This window comes from Tessaracoccus rhinocerotis, from assembly GCF_007197885.1.
Taxonomy (GTDB): domain Bacteria; phylum Actinomycetota; class Actinomycetes; order Propionibacteriales; family Propionibacteriaceae; genus Arachnia; species Arachnia rhinocerotis.
Genome location: NZ_VKKG01000006.1, coordinates 158,681 through 177,440, shown reverse-complemented (window position 1 = coordinate 177,440; position 18,760 = coordinate 158,681). Strand labels below are relative to the sequence as shown.

Genomic DNA, 18,760 nt, shown 5'->3' with positions numbered 1-18,760 from the left:
CCGGAACGGCGTTCCGTATCGTGAGTGGAACTCCGTTCCGTTTCGAGAGGAAACATCATGCCCCAGACCATCTCCGTCAAGCCCGTCCGCCTCCCCGCACCCGAGCGCGGCACCGACCTCGAGGTCCGCGTCACCGCACCCGCCACCGGCTCCGGCCTGCCCGTGATCCTCATGGCCCACGGCTTCGGCGGGTCGATGACCTCCTACGACCCCCTCGTCGACCACTGGGCCGCAGCCGGCTTCGTCGTCGTCCAGCCCACGTTCCTCGACTCCGCCACCCTGGCCATCACCCCAGACGACCCGCGCCACGGCGAGATCTGGCGCTTCCGGGTGCGCGACGTGACGCAGGTGATCGACTCGCTCGACCGACTCCTGGCCGCCATCCCCGGACTTCCCGAGCGGGTCGATGTGCGCAACCTCGCCGTCGTCGGCCACTCCTGGGGCGGCCAAACTGTCGGCATGCTGCTGGGCGCGCGGGTGATCGCTGACGACCGGACGGTCGGGGCAAGCCACACGGATCCCCGCGTGCGAGCCGGCGTGCTACTTGCAACCACCGGGACCGGCGGCGAGGACCTGGCGCCCTTCGCGCGCGAGCACTTCCCTTTCATGAGCCCCGACTTCGGACAGCTCACCACCCCCACATTGGTGGTCGCCGGCGAGAGCGACGACTCGCCACTGTCCACCCGTGGTCCCGACTGGTTCACCGACGCCCACCGCCTCAGCCCCGGGTCCCGGGCCTTGGTCACGGTGCTGGGCGGAGAGCACTACCTCGGCGGCATCCACGGCTACAACCGCACCGACACCACCGACGAGAGCCCCCAGCGCGTGGAGGCGGTCCGGCTCACCTCGACGGCGTTCCTCCGCACCACCCTCGGACAGGACGCCGACGCGTGGGCCGCCGCGGTGGCCGCCCCGCCCGTCGGCTCCCGGATCGACGAGGCCTGATTTCCGCCAACAGACGAAATGACTCGAAAACCCTTTCGAGATCCGCTAGAGTGCTGGTGGCGACGCCGCTCCGGACGGCGCGAGCTGAAAAGTTTCGGGGATCGAAAGGAGTTGCGATGGCCGCAGGCAATGACCGTGCCACCACCCTCAGCGAGGTCGCGCGCGTGGCCGGCGTCTCGCTGGCGACGGCGTCCAAGGCCATCAACGGCCGGGCCGATGTGGCCGAACGCACCCGCCGTCGCATCCTCGAGGTGGCGGAGGAGCTCAACTTCACCCCCAACCCCATGGCCCGCGGGCTCCTGACCAACCGCACCAGCACCGTCGGCATCCTCACCAGCGACCTGGAGGGCCGCTTCGTGCTGCCCATCCTGATGGGCGCCGAGGACGCGTTCGGCGCCGGCAAGGTCAGCGTCTTCCTGTGTGACGCCCGCGGCGACGCCATCCGCGAGCAGCACCACCTCAAGGCGCTGCTGAGCCGACGGGTGGACGGCATCATCGTGGTCGGCCGCCAGACGGACCCCCGCCCCTCGATCGGGCGCGACTTTCCCATCCCCGTGGTCTACGCCTACGCCCCGTCGGTGAACCCCGCCGACACCTCGCTCACCCCTGACAACGAGGCCGGCGGCCGCATCGTCGTCGAACACCTGCTGGCGTGCGGCCGCTCCCGCATCGCCCACATCACCGGCGACCGCTCCTACGCCGCCGCCAGGGACCGCGTGGTGGGGATCGAGGACGCCCTGTCCGAGGCGGGCCTCGGCCTCGTCGGGCCGTCGATGTACTCCGAGTGGACCGAACGCTGGGGCCGCAACGCCACCGCCGTCCTGCTGCAGCAGCACCCGGACGTCGACGCAGTCATCTGCGGCTCGGACCAGATCGCCCGCGGCGTCATCGACACCCTGCGCGACGCCGGCCGCACCGTCCCCGACGACGTCGCCGTCATCAGCTTCGACAACTGGCAGGTGCTGGCCACCAACGCACGCCCCGAGCTCACCACCGTCGACTTCAACCTCGAGAACCTCGGCAAGACCGCGGCCCGCTACCTGCTCACCGCCATGGGCGAGCGCAAGCTTGAACCGGGTGTCCACCAGCTCCCCGTCAGCCTGGTGATCCGCGGCTCCACCATTCCCCAGCGCTGACCGCTCCCCCGTGTGCTTTGATACTCGGGAAGATGCACGTGGGGAGTGAAGTGAACAAGAACAAGCGCAGCAGCGCCCCGACGCTCAGCCAGGTGGCCGAGCTCGCCGGGGTGTCGATCGCGACGGCGTCCAAGGCCATAAACGGACGCGACGACGTGGCCGAGGCCACGCGCGCCCGCGTCCTCGAGGCGGCCGAGAACATCGGGTTCACACCCAACGAGGTGGCCCGCTCCCTCCTGAACGGCAGCACCGGCACGGTCGGGGTGCTCACCAGCGACTTGGAGGGCCGCTTCGTGCTGCCCATCGTGATGGGCGCGGAGGATGCGTTCGGTGCCGGCAAGGTCAGCGTGTTCCTGTGCGACGCCCGCGGCGACGCCATTCGCGAGCAGTACCACCTCAAGGCCCTCCTCAACCGGCGCGTGGACGGCATCATCGTCGTCGGCGCCTCCACGGACCAGCGCCCCTCCATCGGCAACCTGCCCGTCCCCGTCGTCTACGCCTACGGCCCCTCCGACGACCCCTCGGACATCTCCCTCACCCCGGACAACGTCGCCGGCGGCAAGTTGGCGGCCGAACACCTCATCAGCTGCGGCCGCACGCGCATCGCCCACATCAGCGGAGATCCCACCTACGCCGCCGCCCAGGACCGCACGCTCGGGATCCGGCAGGCACTCGAGGAGCACGGGCTGGAACTGCAGGGCAAGACGATGTTCTCCCAGTGGTCCGAGCGCTGGGGCCGCGACGCCACCCACGTGTTGCTGGAGCGCCACCCCGAGATCGACGGCATCGTCGCCGGCTCCGACCAGATCGCCCGCGGAGTGCTGGACACCCTGCGCGGCCTCGGCCGCAAGGTGCCCGACGACGTCGCCGTCATCGGCTACGACAACTGGGAGATCCTCGCCACCAACTCCCGGCCCGAACTCACCAGCGTCGACGCCAACCTGCAGCAACTCGGACGCGAGGCGGCCCGCTGCCTGTTCCAGGCCATGGGCGACGACGAACTCACCAACCCCGGCACCCACCACCTGCCCGTGCGGCTGGTCATCCGCGGCTCCACCATCCGCGAGAGCTGACGCCCCCGGCCGCGCTGGTGACCAGCGTGAGCGACACGCCGCAGTCAGGCCCTGAAGGACCTGTCCACGGCGTGTCGTTCACATCTGTCACCGGGGTCAGTTGCCGAAGCGCACCATGTTGTTGAACACCCAGTCCTTGGTCCAGCCGTAGGTCCAGGTGCCGTCGGCGGCACGCGTGCCGGCGACGTAGTCGGCCATCACCCAGGTGCGGCAACCGTTGGTCCCCGTCAGGGCGGTGTCGCACTCGGTGCGCCACTGGCGGCCGTCGCTGGTGAACTCCCCGGCGTTGGCAAGTGGGTTCTCGCCCCACTGCGCGCGGGTCATCCAGGGCAGGTAGGTGAGGTTGTTGAACGTCCAGCCGTTGGTCTGGACGAACTCGCCGTTCCGCTCGCCCACGGTGCTGGCCCAGATCTGGGTCTCGCAGCGGGCCGTCTGGGAGTAGGCCTCGCACTCGGTGAACCACCAGCGGCCGTTCACGTTGTGGAACCCGGGCACCGAGTACACGTCCACCTGCGCGGGAGCCGTGGGCTCCTCACTGGGCTCCTGGCTCGGCTCCTGGGAAGGCTCCTCGGACGGTTCCTCGCTCGGCTCCTCGCTCGGCTCCTCGCTCGGCTCCTCGGACGGCTCCTCGCCCGGGTCGGTGTCTGCGGCGAAGACCTGCCACTCGGTGATGCCGGCGGAGCCGCCGCCCTCCTCCTCGCCCCAGCTCTGCATGACGGCACGCAGCGAGGTGGTGGTGACGGGCTCGAACGTGACGGGGTTCCACTGGTCGCGGGCCCGGTCGTAGGTGGCGTCGTCGGTGAGGACGACGTCGTGCCACTCGGAGTCCTCGCCGAGGTACTGCAGCACCCAGCTTGCCGGGGCGATCATGCCGGCGTTGGCGGCGTCGTCGGAGTCCTGGAACCACCAGATGGCGGAACCATCGACGGTGACCTCGTAGCCCCACTCGAGGGTGGCAACCTGCTCGCCCACCTCGGGCCAGGTGCCCCACGGGACGCCGAGCTTGCCGGGGGCGTCCTCCAGCGGTGCGGCGGTGCCGTCGTTGACGCCGTCGACGGTGTTCCACGGCGCCGTGTAGGTGGCGGTCGCCGCGGCGTAGGGCGCGATGTTGCCGCTCAGCTGCGAGGCGTCCGCGATCGGGATGGAGACGCTGCCGGCGGTCACGTTCCCTGCGACGTCGGTGGCCCGGTAGGCGAGCTCGTGCGGGAGTGCGTCGGGTGCCGGGATCTCGTCGCCGGATGCGACGTCGCTCCACTCGCCGCCGTCGAGGCTGTAGCGCAGCGACGCCAGGCCGGAGAGCGCATCGGTGGCGGTGACGGTGGTGGCCCGGGTCTCGGGGTCCACGACGGCCGTGACCTCGGGGGCGTCGGTGTCGATGAGGACCTCGCGCGTCACCTCTTCGGAGGTGTTCCCGGCGGCGTCCGTGGCGCGGGCGCTGATGGTGCCGGAGGCGTCGAGCACCACCTCGACGAAGCGGGCGTCGGCGTTGGCCTCCCAGGCCCCCTCGTCCAGGCGGACCTCGATGTCGGTGCGGTAGTCGACGGCGTCGTCGGCCGTGACGCGGGCGGTGACCTCGGAGGAGAACCAGCCCTCGGCACCCTCGTCGCCCAGCAGCGCGATCCCCACCACGGGGGCCTGCTCGTCGCTCGACGGCGTGGGCCCGGCCTCGTCGTCGACGACGACGGTGGCCGTGACGTACTCGACGGCGTGTCCGAGCGCTCGGCCCTGGACGGTGAAGCTGCCCTCGGTGGCGTAGTCGGCCTCGTCGACCGGGAACCAGGTCACGGGCGCCCAGGTGGCGCCGGCGTCGCCGAAGTCCAGGCGGACGGCCTCGGGCAGCTCGGGAGCGACGCCCGGGCGGGTGGTCACCTCGACCGGCGCGACGGCGTCGGCCGCCACCCCGTAGACCTCCAGCTCGGAGACGGAGACCGAGTGGAAGTAGGGGCCCTCGGGGGCGCCGTTGAACGTGGCGCGCAGGGCGGTGGTGGTGACGGGGGTGAAGTTGACCTCGTTCCAGGTGTTCACGGCCGTCGGGTAGGTGTCGGCCTCAACCGGCTGCCAGGCGCCGTCGGCGTCGAGGTACTCCAGCGCCCAGCTGGCGGGCGGTTGGATCCAGTTGCTGTCGCGGTGGAACTGGATGCCGGCGCCGTCGACCCGGACGGGTGCCTCCCATGTGTAGGCCACCCAGTCCGACTCGCGGGTGTTGTCCGTGCCGCGGTAGTTGCCCCACTGGTCCGGCGGCAGCAGCGCGGTGAGCTGGCGGCCGTCGTTGAGGGCGCCGATGCGCATCGGCGGGGTCTCGGTGAAGGAGGCGACGGGGGTGGCTTCGAGGGCGACGTTCTCGGTCAGCTCCAGCGCCGGGTCATCGGCCCAGGTCTGGGTGACCGGGAGGATGGTCTCGCCGTCCCAGAACACCTCGTCGATGGCGACGGAGCGGCGGAAGTGGCCGCCGCCGTCGGCGTCCTTGGTGTGGTAGGTCACGTACCAGGAGCCGTCGAACTCGATGATCGAGGGGTGCACCGTCGTCGACGAGGTGCCGCCCAGGATGATGCCCTGGTAGTCCCACGGGCCGAGCGGGTTGTCAGCGGTGGCGTAGGCGATACAGGCCTGGTAGTTCGACGGCGTGCAGTCGCTTCCGGCGTCCTTCCAGTCGTAGGCCAGGTAGTAGAGGTCGCCGCGCTTGAACACCCACGGCGCCTCGAAGAAGCTGTCGAGGCCGTCGAGGGTGTGGATCTCGCCGACGAGCTCGGTCATGCTGGGCGCCAGTTCGACGGCGCGGGCGACGTACCAGGAGCCCCAGTAGAGGTACCAGGTGCCGTCGTCGTCCCGAAAGACGTGCGGGTCGATGATCTCCTGGCCGTTGGTGGAGGTGCCGAACACGTCGGCCCAGTCCAGCAGCGGCTCACCCAGGGCGTCGGTCCAGGGGCCCACAGGGGTGTCGGAGACCGCGACGCCGATGGCCATGCGATTGGGCTGCGACGCGTCGACCGTCTGGACCGGGGCGTACCAGTAGAAGCGGCCGTCGTCGCCCTGGACGGTGTGGCCGGCGTAGGCGCCGTCGCCGGTGGCCCAGGCGAAGACGTCGCCGGGGACGAGGTTCTGCGGGTGGTGCACCCAGTCACCCGAGGCCACGTCGGCGGTCTCGAGGACGCTGTAGTCGTGCATGTTGAAGGTGCCCTGCTGCGGGTCCGCCTCGTCATGACCGGCGTAGATGTACAGCTTGCCGTCGGCCACCAGCGGGGCCGCGTCGGCGGTGTAGTACGAGCCGTCGGCGATGATCGGGTTGCCGTCGGAGTGGAACGGCACCGGGTCTGCCGCGGCTGCCGGTAACGACGGCGCCGCGAACGCGGCCACCATGGCCACCGCCAGTGCGGGCGCCGCCCAGGCGCGTCGGCGGGTTGGAATTGTCATGCGAGCCACTCCCTCGTGTCCAGTCCTGGCCGGGTGACTGCGACGGTCCCGGCCCGGCGCCTGCAGCGCCCTCGACAGCGAGACTAGACAGGGAGACCCTCGCTTCGCAACCCTTTTCGAAACCTTTCGGGAACGGTGCCTGTCCTTGTCACCTGCCTCCTACCCCGTCACCTGCGTTGCAAGGCAGGTGACGGTGCGGGAGGGAGGTGTTCGTGCATAACGCAGGTGTTGGCGCTCGCGACGCGACGACGCCCGCCCGGAAACCACCGGGCGGGCGTCGTTGCTGGTGGGGATCAGGGCATCAGCGTGCGCTCCCCGAGCGACTCCTTGGCCAACTCGCGGTCCTTGTAGATCCGCTCCCAAGCCTCACCGTTGGCGATGATCTGCTCTTCCTCCCAGGCGGCCTGCTGCGGGTCCACTGGCTCGGGCGGCGGTACCGGGTCCACGGTCCCCCCACCCGGCTGTGCCGGAGTCATGGGGACGGGCTCGGGTTCGGGCACCGGCTGCGACTGCGCGGGCTCGGGCTGCGGCTCCGGCACAGGATCGGGTGCGGGTGCGGGATCTGGCAGCGGCTCGGGTGCCGGGTCTGGTTCCGGTGCGGGATCCGGCTGCGGCTCGGGCTCGGGCGCAGGGTCCGGCTCGGGCTCGGGCTCGGGCACCGGCTCGGGTTCCGGTGCGGGCTCGGGCTCGGAGGCGGGATCGGGCTCCTGCTCGGTGTCGGGTGCGGGGTCGGGCTCCGGTTCGGCGTCGGTCGGGTCGGGCTCAGCGGGTGCCTCGTCCGGATCCGGTGAACCCTCCCCCTCGGGATCGGACTCCCCCTCAGGTCCGGAGTCCTCTTCCCCCGGGGTCTCCTCGCCGTCGGTGCCCTCTACATTCGCGCCACCTTCGGCGTCGGCCCCCTCCGCGTCGGATCCCTCGGCGTCGGATCCCTCGGCGTCTCCCTGCTCGGACTCCTCGCCGGGTTCGGTGTCGTCGGCCGAGTCCTCGCCGTCGCCGGTGCTGTCCTCATCATCGCCAGCATCGTCGTCGGCGCTGTCATCGCCCTCGTCCGGTTCGTCGCCGGTGCCGTTGTCGTCGTCGCCGGGACGCGGACCGCCGGGGCCGCCGCCGGGGCCGCCAGGCCAACCGGGGCCGCCCTCGCCGTCGTGTTCGTCCTCGCCGCGCTTCTTCCGCTCGCCGGGGTCCTCCTCGCGCGTGGCCTTCGGCCACTCGAACCCGATTCCGGAGGTGGCCTCCTCGAGGCCCTCGCTGAGGTCCTGCGCCGACTGCTTCCAGGTGCCCTCGCCCGAGAACTGCTGGTCAAGGGCCTTCAGGAGGGCGTCCAGGATGCTGACGAGGGCGACGGTGCGGCGGTAGAGGACGGCGGGCACGACGTCGCCGGGAGGGCGCACGTCCACCTGCACGGCCGCGGCCACCATCAACAGTGCAGACGCTTCGAAGATGGTGTTCTGCAGCGCGCCGACCGCGATCACCGACTCCCCTGCGGTGACGGCTTGGCTGCGGAGGCTGCGCAGGGCCTCGATCTGGGCGGGGATGGCGCTGAGGTGTGCCTCGGCTGCGGTCCCCTTCCACTCGGGCGCCTCGAGCAGCGTCTGGGCGGTCTCGATCATCTCGTCGATGTGCGAGATCTCCTGGATCCAGGAGCGTCCGAGGTGGGCGGTCCGCGGCGGCGTGGAGATGACGCGCATCAGGTGCTCGAGCTGGGTGTCCACCTCCATCAGCATCTTCTGCGCCCTGTCGATCCAGCCCCGCGCCTCCAGCTCGACCGCCGCTACGGCGGGCTCGATGGTGCCGCCGAGGTGCTGGAACAGGATCTGCTGCTCACGGGTGTCCAGCATGATGGCCGTGTTGGCGCGGTCCCGCAGCATCGCGTGGGCGCGCACCACCGACTCGACCTGTTCGCGGTCCGCGATGGTGAGCAGTTCGTCCATCCGCTCGGTGCTCATTGACTCAGGCCTCCCAGGCTCGCCGTGGCATCGTCCTCGGTGTCGCGGAACGCCGCCGCGCTGGCGGCCAGACCCGCCGAGATCTGCTCGAACTCCGCCGCCGCGCCGCCCGACCTGCGGCTCAGGCCGTCGGTCATCTTCCCGTAGACGGGTTCCGGATCCCGAACCATGCCGAAGGCCCCGGCGTCGGCCTGCAGGTTGCTGATGTTGGTGCTCAGCCCCGTCATCGAGTCGGACAGGGAGGACCACTGCTTCGCGAGCCGCTCGATCTCCGCGGGGTTCACCTCCACCACGTCGTTCTCGGGGAGGTCGGTGTTGTTGGGTGGGACGGGGTTGATTCTGCCGATGCCGTCCACCGGTCCCCCGTCGCCGGACTCGTCGTCGGTGGCCGGGTCGGGGTCCGTCTGGGGGGCGTCCGTACCGGCCCCCGGGTCAGCGTCGGCCGCGGCCGCGTCGTCGGACTGCGCGGCCACCACTCCTGCCCCCAGTCCGGCCGTGGGGATTCCTCCACCACCGCCACTGGGGAGGCCGGCTCCACCGAACGACGGCGTGGTGGCGGCTCCGGCAGTGCCCGCGCCCACCCCGGGTGAGGCGACGGGGGCGGCGGTCGTCGTGCCCGCGGCCATCGGGCCGGGGACCGCGCGGGCCGTGGCGCCCGCCGTCGAGGCTGCTGCTGCCTGGGACGCGCCGGCCGAGGCCGCCGCGGACGAACCGCCGCCTGCACCCACGCCGCCCATCATCATCGGCGGCATCATGCCGCCCCTGCCCTTGTTGCCTCCGGAGCCGGCCTCCTTGGGGTTCACGAGCGCTTCGTAGACCTCCAGGTTGTCGACGGTGTCCTCGGTCTCGGCGTCCACGCCGACGACGCCGGTGCGGTGCGCCCGCCTGCCGCTCTCGCCATAAACGTCCACCCGAATAGCCCCCTTGGAAGGATTGCAGTCCAGTTCCGAAGATACTTGGGCGCGGGGTCAGCGGGGGTGGGGCGTGCGACGTCGGCCGGGACCCCACCGACCCGACTCGCCGACAGAATTCAGCCGCGAGGTTGCCCGCCACCCTTCCGGCGATTTTCGTCGGCGTGTCGGGTCGCGGGCGGCCCGGGCGGTGTTCCGGCAGACCGGGAGGCGGCTCAGTCCTCGGCGAGGGTGACCTCGAGGCCACCGATGACGGTGGCGGCGAGGTTGTACAGGAACGCGAACAACGTGGCGACGGCGGTCAGGATCACGATGTCGATTGCGGCGAGCACCGCCGCGGCACCGAGCACACGGGGGCCGTTCACGTAGTTCTCCACGTTGAACTGCTCACCCTCCTGCCCGATCAGCGTGGTCATGAACTGGTTCAGGGACTCCAGCGCACCGGAGCCGGCGAGCACGGTCCACAGCACCCAGGCCACCACCATCAGGATGATGCCGAAGGCGATGGAGAACAGGAACGTCGTCTTCATCACGGACCACGGGTCCAGACGCGCCAGGCGCAGCCGGGCCTTGCGCGTGCGACGCGTGCCGGTGCGGCGGGTGGCCGCGGTGCTGGGCGTCGAGGTGGCGGGCGACGGGGTGGTGCGGCGGGTGCTGGCGGCCTGCTTGCCCTGGTCGGCGGCCCTCGCGGCGGCGCCGGAGATGGCTCCCCCGGCCGCGGCGGCGGACACCACGGGGGCGCCACCGGCGGGACGGATGGTGGTGGCACCGTCGGCGGCGGACGCAGACGATGCGGCCGACGACGCGGAACGGGCCGACGGCGCGGCGTCGGGTTCGGCGCCGAGCGGCTGCCATGCCCAGGACGCGGCGGACTCCTGCAGCTTCGGGTCCTGGCCGGTCCCCTTGGGCGTGGACGCGGCAGGTGCGGCAGCCTCGGGGGCCGACGGCTTGGAGTCAGCGGAACCGGCGGCGGGCGAGTCGGCCTTCGGCTCGGTGGCGGCGGGTCCTGACGCGGGCTCCCGGGTGGGCTCGGCGTCGCCGGTGTGGGGTGGGGTCTGGACCGACGCCGCGTCGGCCTGCGACGGGGCGGGCTGCGACACGTTCCCGGCCGGCGGTGGGGTGGGCCTGCTGCCGCTGGGACGGGCGGAGGCACCGGGGTCTGATGGTCGGGAATCGGCCGAGTCGCCCTGAGTCCCACCCTGCGTGCCGTTCAGGCGGGCGGCGAGGCCGTCAGACCCCGCTCCCCCGCGCGATTCGGGACGTCGCGGGGAGAAGTCCAGACCGGGGGATCCGTTGGACCCCGGCCAGCGTGGCGAACTATCACTCATCGCCATCCTCCTCGATCACCGCGGCCGCTTCTTCGGCCACGTGTTCGTCTACGGTACCCGCTCCGGGTTCGGTTTCACCCTCGACGTCGGTCGGCTCACCCTCCTCCGCGACTTCACTCTCCGGGTAGAGGGCGATGGCTGCCACCGCGTCCTTGCCCTTGACCCCGACGAACTTCACGCCCATGGTGTCGCGTCCCTTGACGGGCACGTCGGCCACCGCGCTGCGGGTGATCTGGCCGGAGTCCTTGATGGCGATGACCTCGTCGTTCTCACCGACGATCAGGCCGCCGACGAGTTGGCCGCGGCCCTCTGCGAGCTTCATGGCCTTGATGCCCAGGCCGCCGCGGCCCTGCTGGCGGTAGTCGTCGACGAGGGAGCGCTTGGCGAACCCGCCGTCGGTGACGGTGAACACGAACCGGTCCGAGTGGTCGACGTCGCCGCCGAGCACTGCCATCGACAGCAGCTCGTCGCCGTCGCGGAACTTCATGCCGGTCACGCCGGAGGTGGCCCGGCCCATGGGTCGCAGCTGCTCGTCGCTGGCCTGGAACCTGATGGCCTGGCCCTTGCGGGAGATCAGCAGCACGTCGTCCTCCGACGAGCAGAGCGCGGCCCCGATCAGGCGGTCGTCGTCCTCGCGGAAGTTGATTGCGATGACGCCGGCCGTGCGGGCCGAGTCGTAGGCCGACAGCGCGGTCTTCTTCACCAGCCCGTTCTTCGTGGCCAGCAGCAGGTACTCGGAGTCCTCGTAGGTGCGCAGCGTGAGCACCTGGGCGATGGTCTCGTCCGGGAGGAAGCTCATGATGCCCGCGATGTGGCCGCCCTTGGCGTCGCGGCCGGACTCCGGCAGGTGCCAGACCTTCTCGCGGTAGACGCGGCCCATGTTGGTGAAGAACAGGATCCACTCGTGGTTGCTGGCGGTGAACAGGTGCTGGACCTCGTCCTCCGCGCGCAGGGTGGCGCCGCGGACGCCCTTGCCGCCGCGCTTCTGGACGCGGTACTGGTCGCCCCGGGTGCGCTTGACGTAGCCGCCGTGGGTGATCGTGACCACCATCTCCTCGTCAGGGATGAAGTCCTCGTCGGAGAAGTCGCCGTCGGCGGCGACGATGCGGGTGCGGCGCTCGTCGCCATAGCGCTCCACGATCTCGGCGAGCTCGTCGGTGACGATCTGGCGCTGGCGCTCCTCGCGGGCGATGATGTCCTTGAGGTCCTCGATCTTGACCTCGAGGGCCTCGAGGTGGTCGATGATCTTCTGGCGCTCGAGGGCGGCCAGGCGGCGCAGCTGCATGTCCAGGATGGCGGTGGCCTGCACCTGGTCGATGCCGAGCAACTGCATCAGCCCCTCGCGCGCCTCCTCGGTGCTGGGCGAGCGGCGGATCAGCGCGATGACCTCGTCGAGCATGTCGAGGGCCTTCACCAGGCCGCGGTAGATGTGCGCCTGCTTCTCCGCCTCGTCCAGCTGGAACTGGGTGCGGCGACGGATGACGTCGAGCTGGTGCTTGATCCACTGCGAGATGAACTGGTCCAGGCGCAGCGTGCGGGGCACGTCGTCGACGAGCGCCAGCATGTTGCAGCCGAAGGTGTCCTGCAGTGAGGTGTGCTTGTAGAGGTTGTTCATCACCACGCGCGGCTGGGCGTCGCGCTTGAGCACGATCACCAGGCGCAGGCCGGTACGGGCGGAGGTGTCGTCGCGGACGTCGGCGATGCCGGTGAGCTTGCCGCTGTTGACGAGCTCCGCGATGCGGGCGGCCAGCGAGTCCGGGTTGCACATGTAGGGCAGCTCGGTGATGACGATCATCTGCCGACCGTTGCGGTCCTCCTCGAGGTCCATCACGGCGCGCATGACCACGGAGCCGCGGCCGGTTCGGTAGGCGTCCTCGATGCCCTGGCGGCCGACGATGAGGCCGCCGCCCGGGAAGTCGGGGCCCTGGATGTGCTCCATGGCCGCCTCGAGGATCTCCTCCTGCGTCGCGTCCGGGTGCTCGAGCGCCCAGTTGACGGCGGCGCCCACCTCGCGCAGGTTGTGGCTCGGGATGTTCGTGGCCATGCCGACGGCGATGCCGGTGGAGCCGTTGACGAGCAGGTTCGGGAACCGGGCGGGCAGCACGACCGGCTCGTGCTCGCGGTTGTCGTAGTTCGGCTTGAAGTCGACGGTGTTCTGCTCGATGTCGCGCACCATCTCGGCGGCCGGCGGAGCCAGCTTGCACTCCGTGTAACGCATGGCGGCGGCCTTGTCGTCGCCCTGCGAGCCGAAGTTGCCCTGGCCGGTGATCATCGGCAGCCGCATCGCCCACGGCTGCGCCAGGCGCACGAGGGTGTCGTAGATGGCCGAGTCGCCGTGCGGGTGGTACAGGCCCATCACCTCACCCACGATGCGCGAGCACTTGTTCCAACCGCGGTCCGGCCGGTAGCCGCCGTCCCACATCGCGTACAGGACGCGACGGTGCACGGGCTTGAGGCCGTCGCGCACGTCGGGCAGCGCACGCCCGACGATGACGCTCATCGCGTAGTCGAGGTAGGACTTCTGGATCTCGTCCTGCAGGTCCACGGGCGTGACGGTTCCGAGCTGCGGCGGGACGATGCCCGTGTCGACGGTTCCGTCCTGGTTGTCCTCGGGGCCTTGGGGGGTGTCAGTCATCGGTTACCTTCTTGGCTTTCCTGTGCCGTTCAGGGCTGGATCAGGTGGAGAGGTGGGATCAGATGTCCAGGAAGCGCACGTCGCGTGCGTTGTGCTGGATGAAGTTGCGGCGGGGCTCGACCTCTTCGCCCATGAGGATGTTGAACATCTGGTCCGCGAGGGCGGCGTCCTCGAGGGTGACCTGCAGCAGGATGCGCTTGTCCGGGTCCATCGTGGTGTCCCAGAGGTCGTCGGCGTTCATCTCACCCAGGCCCTTGTAGCGCTGGATCGGGTTGACGTTCGGCAGCTTCTTGCCCTCGGCCAGCCCCTTGTTGCGCAGGCCGTCGCGCTCGGCGTCGTTGTAGGCCAGCTCGTGTGGCGCGTTGGTCCACCGGAGGCGGAACAGCGGCGGCTGCGCCAGGTAGACGAAGCCACCGTCGATCAGGGGCTTCATGAAGCGGAACAGCAGCGTCAGCAGGAGGGTGCGGATGTGGGCGCCGTCGACGTCGGCGTCGGCCATCAGGACGATCTTGTGGTAGCGCAGCTTGTCGACGTCGAAGTCCTCCTGGATGCCGGTGCCGAGGGCATTGATGATGGCCTCGACCTCCTTGTTGGCCAGGATCCGGTCCATGCGGGCCTTCTCGACGTTCAGGATCTTGCCGCGGATGGGCAGGATGGCCTGGGTGCGGGGGTCGCGGCCACCGCGGGCGGAGCCGCCGGCCGAGTCACCCTCGACGATGAAGACCTCGCACTCGGCGGGGTTGGTGGACTGGCAGTCGACCAGCTTGCCGGGCAGGCCGCCGGAGCCGAGCAGGCCCTTGCGGTTGCGGGCCATGTCGCGCGCCTTGCGGGCGGCGATGCGGGCGGCGGCAGCGGCCTGGGCCTTGCGGACGATGTCCCTGCCCTCGGCGGGGTTGCGCTCGAACCAGTCGCCCAGGCGGTCGTTCATGACGCGCTGCACGAAGGTCTTGGCCTCGGTGTTTCCGAGCTTCGTCTTCGTCTGGCCCTCGAACTGCGGCTCGCCGAGCTTGATGGAGACGATGGCGGTCAGGCCCTCGCGGCAGTCGTCGCCGGAGACCCTGTCCTCCTTCTTCTTGATCAGGCCCCAGGTCTCACCCCACTTGTTCACGTTGGTGGTGAGCGCGGTGCGGAAGCCCTCTTCGTGGGTGCCGCCCTCGTGGGTGTTGATGGTGTTTGCGAAGGTGTGGACGTTGCTGGTGTAGCTCGTGTTCCACTGCATGGCGATCTCGAGGCCGAGCTGCAGCTCGGCGGAGTGGGCCTCGACGTCGATGACGCTCGGGTGGATCGGCTCCTTGCTGCCGGAGAGGTACTTCACGTAGTCGATGAGGCCGTCGGAGAACATGAAGGAGTCGGAGCGCTGCTCCTCCTCCACGTCGTCCTCACCCGCGTTGGGGACGGTGCGCTCGTCGGCGATGCTGATGCGCAGGCCCTTGTTCAGGAACGCCATCTCGCGGAAGCGGTTGGACAGCGTCTCGTAGTTGAACTCGGTGGTCTCGAAGATGTCCTTCGAGGCGTAGAAGGTGATGGTGGTACCGGTCTCGTCGGTCTCCTCCAGCTCCTGCAGTTCACCGGTGGGTACGCCGAGCTCGAACGACTGCTCGTAGCGGTGGCCGTCGCGCCTGACCTCGACGGTGAACCGCTCGCTGAGCGCGTTGACCACCGATGAGCCGACGCCGTGCAGGCCGCCGGAGACCTTGTAGCCGCCGTCGCCGAACTTGCCGCCGGCGTGCAGCACGGTCAGCACGAGCGTGACCGTGGGGATCTTCTCGATCGGGTGCTCCTTGACCGGGATGCCACGGCCGTTGTCGGCGACGCGCACACCACCGTCGTCCAGGAGGGTGACCTCGATCAGGTCGCAGTGGCCGGCGAGTGCCTCGTCCACGGAGTTGTCGACGATCTCGGAGACCAGGTGGTGCAGGCCGCGCTCGCCGGTGGACCCGATGTACATGCCCGGGCGCTTGCGGACCGCCTCCAGACCCTCGAGCACGGAGATCTGGTCTGCGTCGTAGTCGCCGATCGAGGAGGTGTCACCCTTGTCTGTGAGGCCCTCCAACCGCTCGGTCACGAGTTCCTCTGCGTACTCTTCCGACACCGAATCTCCTTGTTCACGAAACAGCCGTCGGAAACCGACGGCCGGGACTTCGGCTCCACTCTACCGCGAAACGGTCCCAAATCGGAGCCCGTGCGCGGCGTGCCGTTGCCCGCCAAAGGGCGGGGAGGCCGGTTCGTAGCGGTTTCGGGGGGTCGGGCCTACTCCCGATACACCCCCCGGCCCCCGGAGGCGGCAGAATCGCTGATTCCGGCCGGGACCGGAAACGGTCGCAACCACGTCGTCAGTTCGCGCCTGTCCCATTCGTTCTCGCCCGTCCTGTAGCGCGGGCGCGAACGGACAGGACGGGCGCGAACTCCTGGGCGGGTCGGGGGTCGCCGAAAAAAGTTCGCGTCCGACTGCATCCGAATGGCCACCCCAGTCGGACTCACAGGTCAGCAGCGCGATCCGCGCGCTGCACCGGCCCCAAAAGGCCGAGATGGAAGGACCAACCATGAAGGCAAGAATCATCGCGGCACTGCTGCCGCTGGCGCTGGTCGGTGCGGTGGCACCTCAGGCCGCCATGGCCGACGAGCACGAAGCGACCGTCCAGGTCCTGCACGCGGTCCCGGGTCTCACGGTCGACGTCTACGCCAACGGTGAAGAGCTCCTCACCGACTTCGCTCCGGGGACCCTCACCGACCCGGTGATGCTCCCGGCCGGAAGCTACGACCTGAAGGTGACCGCGGTCGACGCAGGGCCTGATGGCGACGCCGCCATCGAAGCCAACGACGTCACCGTCCCCGGCGGCGCCAACATCACGGTCGTGGCCCACCTCGACGCCGACGGCAACCCAACCCTGACGCCCTTCGTCAACGACGTCGCCGCAACCGCGGCCGGGCAGGGCCGACTCACCGTCCGTCACACCGCCGCTGCACCCGCCGTCGACGTCCGTGCCAACGAAACCGTCGCGTTCAGCAACCTCAGCAACCCGAACGAGGCCAAGGCCGACCTTGCGGCAGGCACCGTGTCCGCTGACGTGGTGCTCACCGGTACCAGCGACGTGGCGATCGGCCCCGCCGACGTGAACGTCGCGGAGGGCGCCAACACGATCGTCTACGCGTGGGGCAGCGCCGCCGACGGGAACCTGGCGCTCGCCGTGCAGGTCATCGACGGTCTCCACAGCGCCCCGCACGGCGTCCCCGGCGGCACCGGTGGACAGGCTGCCGTGGCAGGCAACACGAGCACTGCGCTCGCCGTCGTCGCAGCAGGCCTCCTCGCGGCCGGACTGGTCGTCGTTGCCAGCCGCCGCAGGGCTGAACTGGCTGAGTGATCCAGATGAAGCGTCTCCACTGGTTGGGCCGTTGTGTCCTCGCCTCGGCCGTCTTCGCCGCAACAGCGCTGACCGGCTGCGGGGAGGCAACACCCAGGCCCGACCAGGGAGACCAGCCGGCCCCGGTGGCGGTGGAGACTCCACCGCCGCCGCGGGCCACCCCACCCGCGGCCGGCGAGCCGTCGGGGTCGGCGGCACCCGTTTCGTCGGCCCCGACCCCCACCCGCACGTCGAGCCCCGTCCCGGCCAGGCCGGCCGTGCTGGGCGAGGCGGAACCGACGTCGGTGCAGCCGAACCGGCTGGTGGTCGCCGACCTCGGGATCGACATGCCGTTGGTCCCCCTCGGCGTGGACGAGGGCGGAATGATGGCCCTCCACCCGGACCCTGCGGTGGCCGCGTGGTACCGGTACGGACCCGTGCCGGGGGCTGACTCCGGCGCCAGCGTGGTGGCCGCCCACGTGGACTCCGCCGAACTGGGCATCGGACCCTTCGCCGCCCTGTCCGGGGCCCGGCCCGGGACCGTGGTGACGATCACCGACGACGCGGGCGGCGAGCACCGCTACGGCATCGAGTCCGTCACCAGCATCCCCCTGGAGGACCTGGACCTGCCCTCCCTGTTCGACCGGACGGGCCCCCACCGCCTGCACGTGGTCACCTGCGGCGGCCCCTACCTCCCGGAACTCGGTGGCTACCAGGAGAACGTCGTTGTCGTCGCAGTCCCCATCACCTGATCTAGAGTTCCCCCTGTGAGCGTGGACGAGGTGGTTCTGATCAGCGAGGAGGTCTCCTCCGGGTCGCGTGACGCCTTCGCCCAGATGTACGACCGCTGGTCCCCCTTGGTGCACGGCTTCGTCCGCCGGAAGGTGGCCCCGCCGGACGCGGACGCGGAGGACGTCACGCAGCAGGTGTTCGTCTCTGCGTGGGCGAGCCGCAACACACTCGTGCCGGGGCCGACCGCCCTGCCGGCGTGGCTGTTGCTGATCGCAAGGCGACGAGTGGCCGACCACTTCGCGACGAGGCAGCGCCACGACCGCCGGATGCGGGAGGTCCGAAGGACCAGTCCCACCGAGTCGGTCGAGCCGTCGGGCGACACGAGCCAGGAGGATCGCCTGCTGGTCTCGGCGGTGCTGGAGGCCATGAGCGATCCGAGGGCCCGGATCCTGCGGATGGCCTTCTACGAGGACCTGACGCACACCCAGATCGCCGAGCGCCTTGGCCTGCCGCTGGGAACCGTGAAGAGCCACATCCGAAGAGGGCTCCAGACCGTCAAGGACGCATGGAAGGAGGCCGGCGATGAGCAGCCATCTTGACGAGGACCAACTCCTGGACCTCGCGCTCGCCGAAACCGATCCCGTCGGCGACGCTGCCGCCCACCTGGCCTCCTGCCCGAAGTGCACCTCCACCTACGACGACCTGCGTCTGGGCAGCCAGCTGCTGCGCGCCGCGAAGGGCATGCCCTCCGGCGCCGTCGCCCCGCCACCCCGCGTCTGGGAGGCCGTCCAGGCCTCCCTCGACGAGACCGACGCCACTGACGCGACGCTCGAGCAGGGCTCCGGGGCAAGACGTCCCGCGTACCTGACCCCGTGGTTCTACGGCCTGGCCGCTGTCCTGGTCCTGGTGGGGCTGGTCTCGGGCCTGCTGATCAACCAGGGCACCAGGGCACCCTCGGAGACCGTCGTGGCGCAGGCAGCGCTGGAGCCACTGGCCGAGGACGCCGAGTCCAGCAGCGCACGTATCGTAGAGAGCGGCGCGGGGCTGGCCCTGGTGGTCGAGGCACCGCGCTTCCAGGTGCCCTCCGACTACCTCGAGGTCTGGCTCATCAACGAGGACCTGGAGCGCATGGTCTCCGTGGGGGTGCTCGACACCGACGGTAGCCAGCAGTTCCCGATCACCCAGCGGATGCTCGACGAGGGGTACCGGATCGTCGACATCTCACGCGAACAGTTCGACGACGACTCGACCCACTCCGGCGACTCCCTGGTGCGCGGCGAGCTGGCGACCTGATCCCGGCCG

13 protein-coding genes are annotated in these 18,760 nt (G+C 70.3%); 7 read left to right on the top strand and 6 right to left on the bottom strand.

What is annotated here, in order from left to right; translation table 11 throughout:
- Window positions 1–57: 57 nt before the first annotated feature.
- The 3 genes from FOJ82_RS14115 to FOJ82_RS14105 all read left to right on the top strand — a co-directional run bounded on the left by FOJ82_RS14115 (window position 58) and on the right by FOJ82_RS14105 (window position 3,154).
- Window positions 58–945, top strand: a complete 888-nt coding sequence (locus FOJ82_RS14115) for an alpha/beta hydrolase family protein (RefSeq protein ID WP_143939131.1) — start codon at window positions 58–60, stop codon at window positions 943–945.
- Between the two features lie 116 nt (window positions 946–1,061).
- Window positions 1,062–2,081, top strand: a complete 1,020-nt coding sequence (locus FOJ82_RS14110) for a LacI family DNA-binding transcriptional regulator (protein ID WP_143939130.1) — start codon at window positions 1,062–1,064, stop codon at window positions 2,079–2,081.
- A gap of 50 nt (window positions 2,082–2,131) precedes the next feature.
- Window positions 2,132–3,154 carry a LacI family DNA-binding transcriptional regulator gene (locus tag FOJ82_RS14105; protein WP_246099899.1) on the top strand — a complete coding sequence of 341 codons (1,023 nt, stop codon included), beginning with the start codon at window positions 2,132–2,134 and terminating at the stop codon, window positions 3,152–3,154.
- Window positions 3,155–3,250: 96 nt separating this feature from the next.
- On the opposite strand, the gene FOJ82_RS16920 is transcribed toward FOJ82_RS14105, so the two are convergent.
- The 6 genes from FOJ82_RS16920 to gyrB form a co-directional block, all read right to left on the bottom strand.
- Window positions 3,251–6,565, bottom strand: a complete 3,315-nt coding sequence (locus FOJ82_RS16920) for a family 43 glycosylhydrolase (RefSeq protein ID WP_143939128.1) — start codon at window positions 6,563–6,565, stop codon at window positions 3,251–3,253.
- A 293-nt stretch (window positions 6,566–6,858) separates the two neighbouring features.
- Window positions 6,859–8,511, bottom strand: a complete 1,653-nt coding sequence (locus FOJ82_RS16315) for a hypothetical protein (RefSeq protein WP_185975810.1) — start codon at window positions 8,509–8,511, stop codon at window positions 6,859–6,861.
- Window positions 8,508–9,422, bottom strand: a complete 915-nt coding sequence (locus tag FOJ82_RS14090) for a hypothetical protein (RefSeq protein ID WP_143939127.1) — start codon at window positions 9,420–9,422, stop codon at window positions 8,508–8,510. Before FOJ82_RS14090 ends, FOJ82_RS16315 begins: the two co-directional genes overlap by 4 nt.
- A 215-nt stretch (window positions 9,423–9,637) precedes the next feature.
- On the bottom strand, window positions 9,638–10,750 hold the full coding sequence (locus tag FOJ82_RS16915) for a DUF3566 domain-containing protein (RefSeq protein ID WP_143939126.1): 1,113 nt from the start codon (window positions 10,748–10,750) through the stop codon (window positions 9,638–9,640).
- A complete protein-coding gene (gene gyrA, locus FOJ82_RS14080) occupies window positions 10,743–13,385 on the bottom strand; it encodes a DNA gyrase subunit A (protein ID WP_143939125.1) in 2,643 nt (880 codons plus the stop codon). Before gyrA ends, FOJ82_RS16915 begins: the two co-directional genes overlap by 8 nt.
- A 58-nt stretch (window positions 13,386–13,443) precedes the next feature.
- Window positions 13,444–15,450, bottom strand: coding sequence for a DNA topoisomerase (ATP-hydrolyzing) subunit B (gene gyrB, locus FOJ82_RS14075; RefSeq protein ID WP_185975832.1), 2,007 nt, complete (start codon window positions 15,448–15,450; stop codon window positions 13,444–13,446).
- A 478-nt stretch (window positions 15,451–15,928) separates the two neighbouring features.
- On the opposite strand from gyrB, the gene FOJ82_RS14070 reads away from it, so the two are divergent.
- From FOJ82_RS14070 to FOJ82_RS14055, 4 genes are read left to right on the top strand one after another with little or no spacing between them, the layout of a single operon-like run.
- Window positions 15,929–16,747, top strand: coding sequence for a DUF4397 domain-containing protein (locus tag FOJ82_RS14070; protein ID WP_143939123.1), 819 nt, complete (start codon window positions 15,929–15,931; stop codon window positions 16,745–16,747).
- Window positions 16,748–16,752: 5 nt separating this feature from the next.
- Window positions 16,753–17,478, top strand: a complete 726-nt coding sequence (locus tag FOJ82_RS14065) for a class F sortase (RefSeq protein ID WP_143939122.1) — start codon at window positions 16,753–16,755, stop codon at window positions 17,476–17,478.
- Between the two features lie 15 nt (window positions 17,479–17,493).
- Entirely contained in the window at window positions 17,494–18,057 is a 564-nt protein-coding gene (locus tag FOJ82_RS14060) for an RNA polymerase sigma factor (RefSeq protein WP_143939121.1), read from the top strand.
- Window positions 18,041–18,751, top strand: a complete 711-nt coding sequence (locus FOJ82_RS14055; RefSeq protein WP_143939120.1) for an anti-sigma factor — start codon at window positions 18,041–18,043, stop codon at window positions 18,749–18,751. The genes FOJ82_RS14060 and FOJ82_RS14055 overlap by 17 nt, the downstream gene beginning before the upstream one ends.
- Window positions 18,752–18,760 lie beyond the last annotated feature (9 nt).

Excerpts from the sequence above, each read along its gene's own strand:
- FOJ82_RS14115 (WP_143939131.1), top strand. The coding sequence starts at position 58 with ATGCCCCAGACCATCTCCGTCAAGCCCGTCCGCCTCCCCGCACCCGAG.
- FOJ82_RS14110 (WP_143939130.1), top strand. The coding sequence starts at position 1,062 with ATGGCCGCAGGCAATGACCGTGCCACCACCCTCAGCGAGGTCGCGCGC.
- FOJ82_RS16920 (WP_143939128.1), bottom strand. The coding sequence starts at position 6,565 with ATGACAATTCCAACCCGCCGACGCGCCTGGGCGGCGCCCGCACTGGCG.
- FOJ82_RS16315 (WP_185975810.1), bottom strand. The coding sequence starts at position 8,511 with ATGAGCACCGAGCGGATGGACGAACTGCTCACCATCGCGGACCGCGAA.
- FOJ82_RS16915 (WP_143939126.1), bottom strand. The coding sequence starts at position 10,750 with ATGAGTGATAGTTCGCCACGCTGGCCGGGGTCCAACGGATCCCCCGGT.
- gyrA (WP_143939125.1), bottom strand. The coding sequence starts at position 13,385 with ATGACTGACACCCCCCAAGGCCCCGAGGACAACCAGGACGGAACCGTC.
- FOJ82_RS14070 (WP_143939123.1), top strand. The coding sequence starts at position 15,929 with ATGAAGGCAAGAATCATCGCGGCACTGCTGCCGCTGGCGCTGGTCGGT.
- FOJ82_RS14065 (WP_143939122.1), top strand. The coding sequence starts at position 16,753 with ATGAAGCGTCTCCACTGGTTGGGCCGTTGTGTCCTCGCCTCGGCCGTC.
- FOJ82_RS14055 (WP_143939120.1), top strand. The coding sequence starts at position 18,041 with ATGAGCAGCCATCTTGACGAGGACCAACTCCTGGACCTCGCGCTCGCC.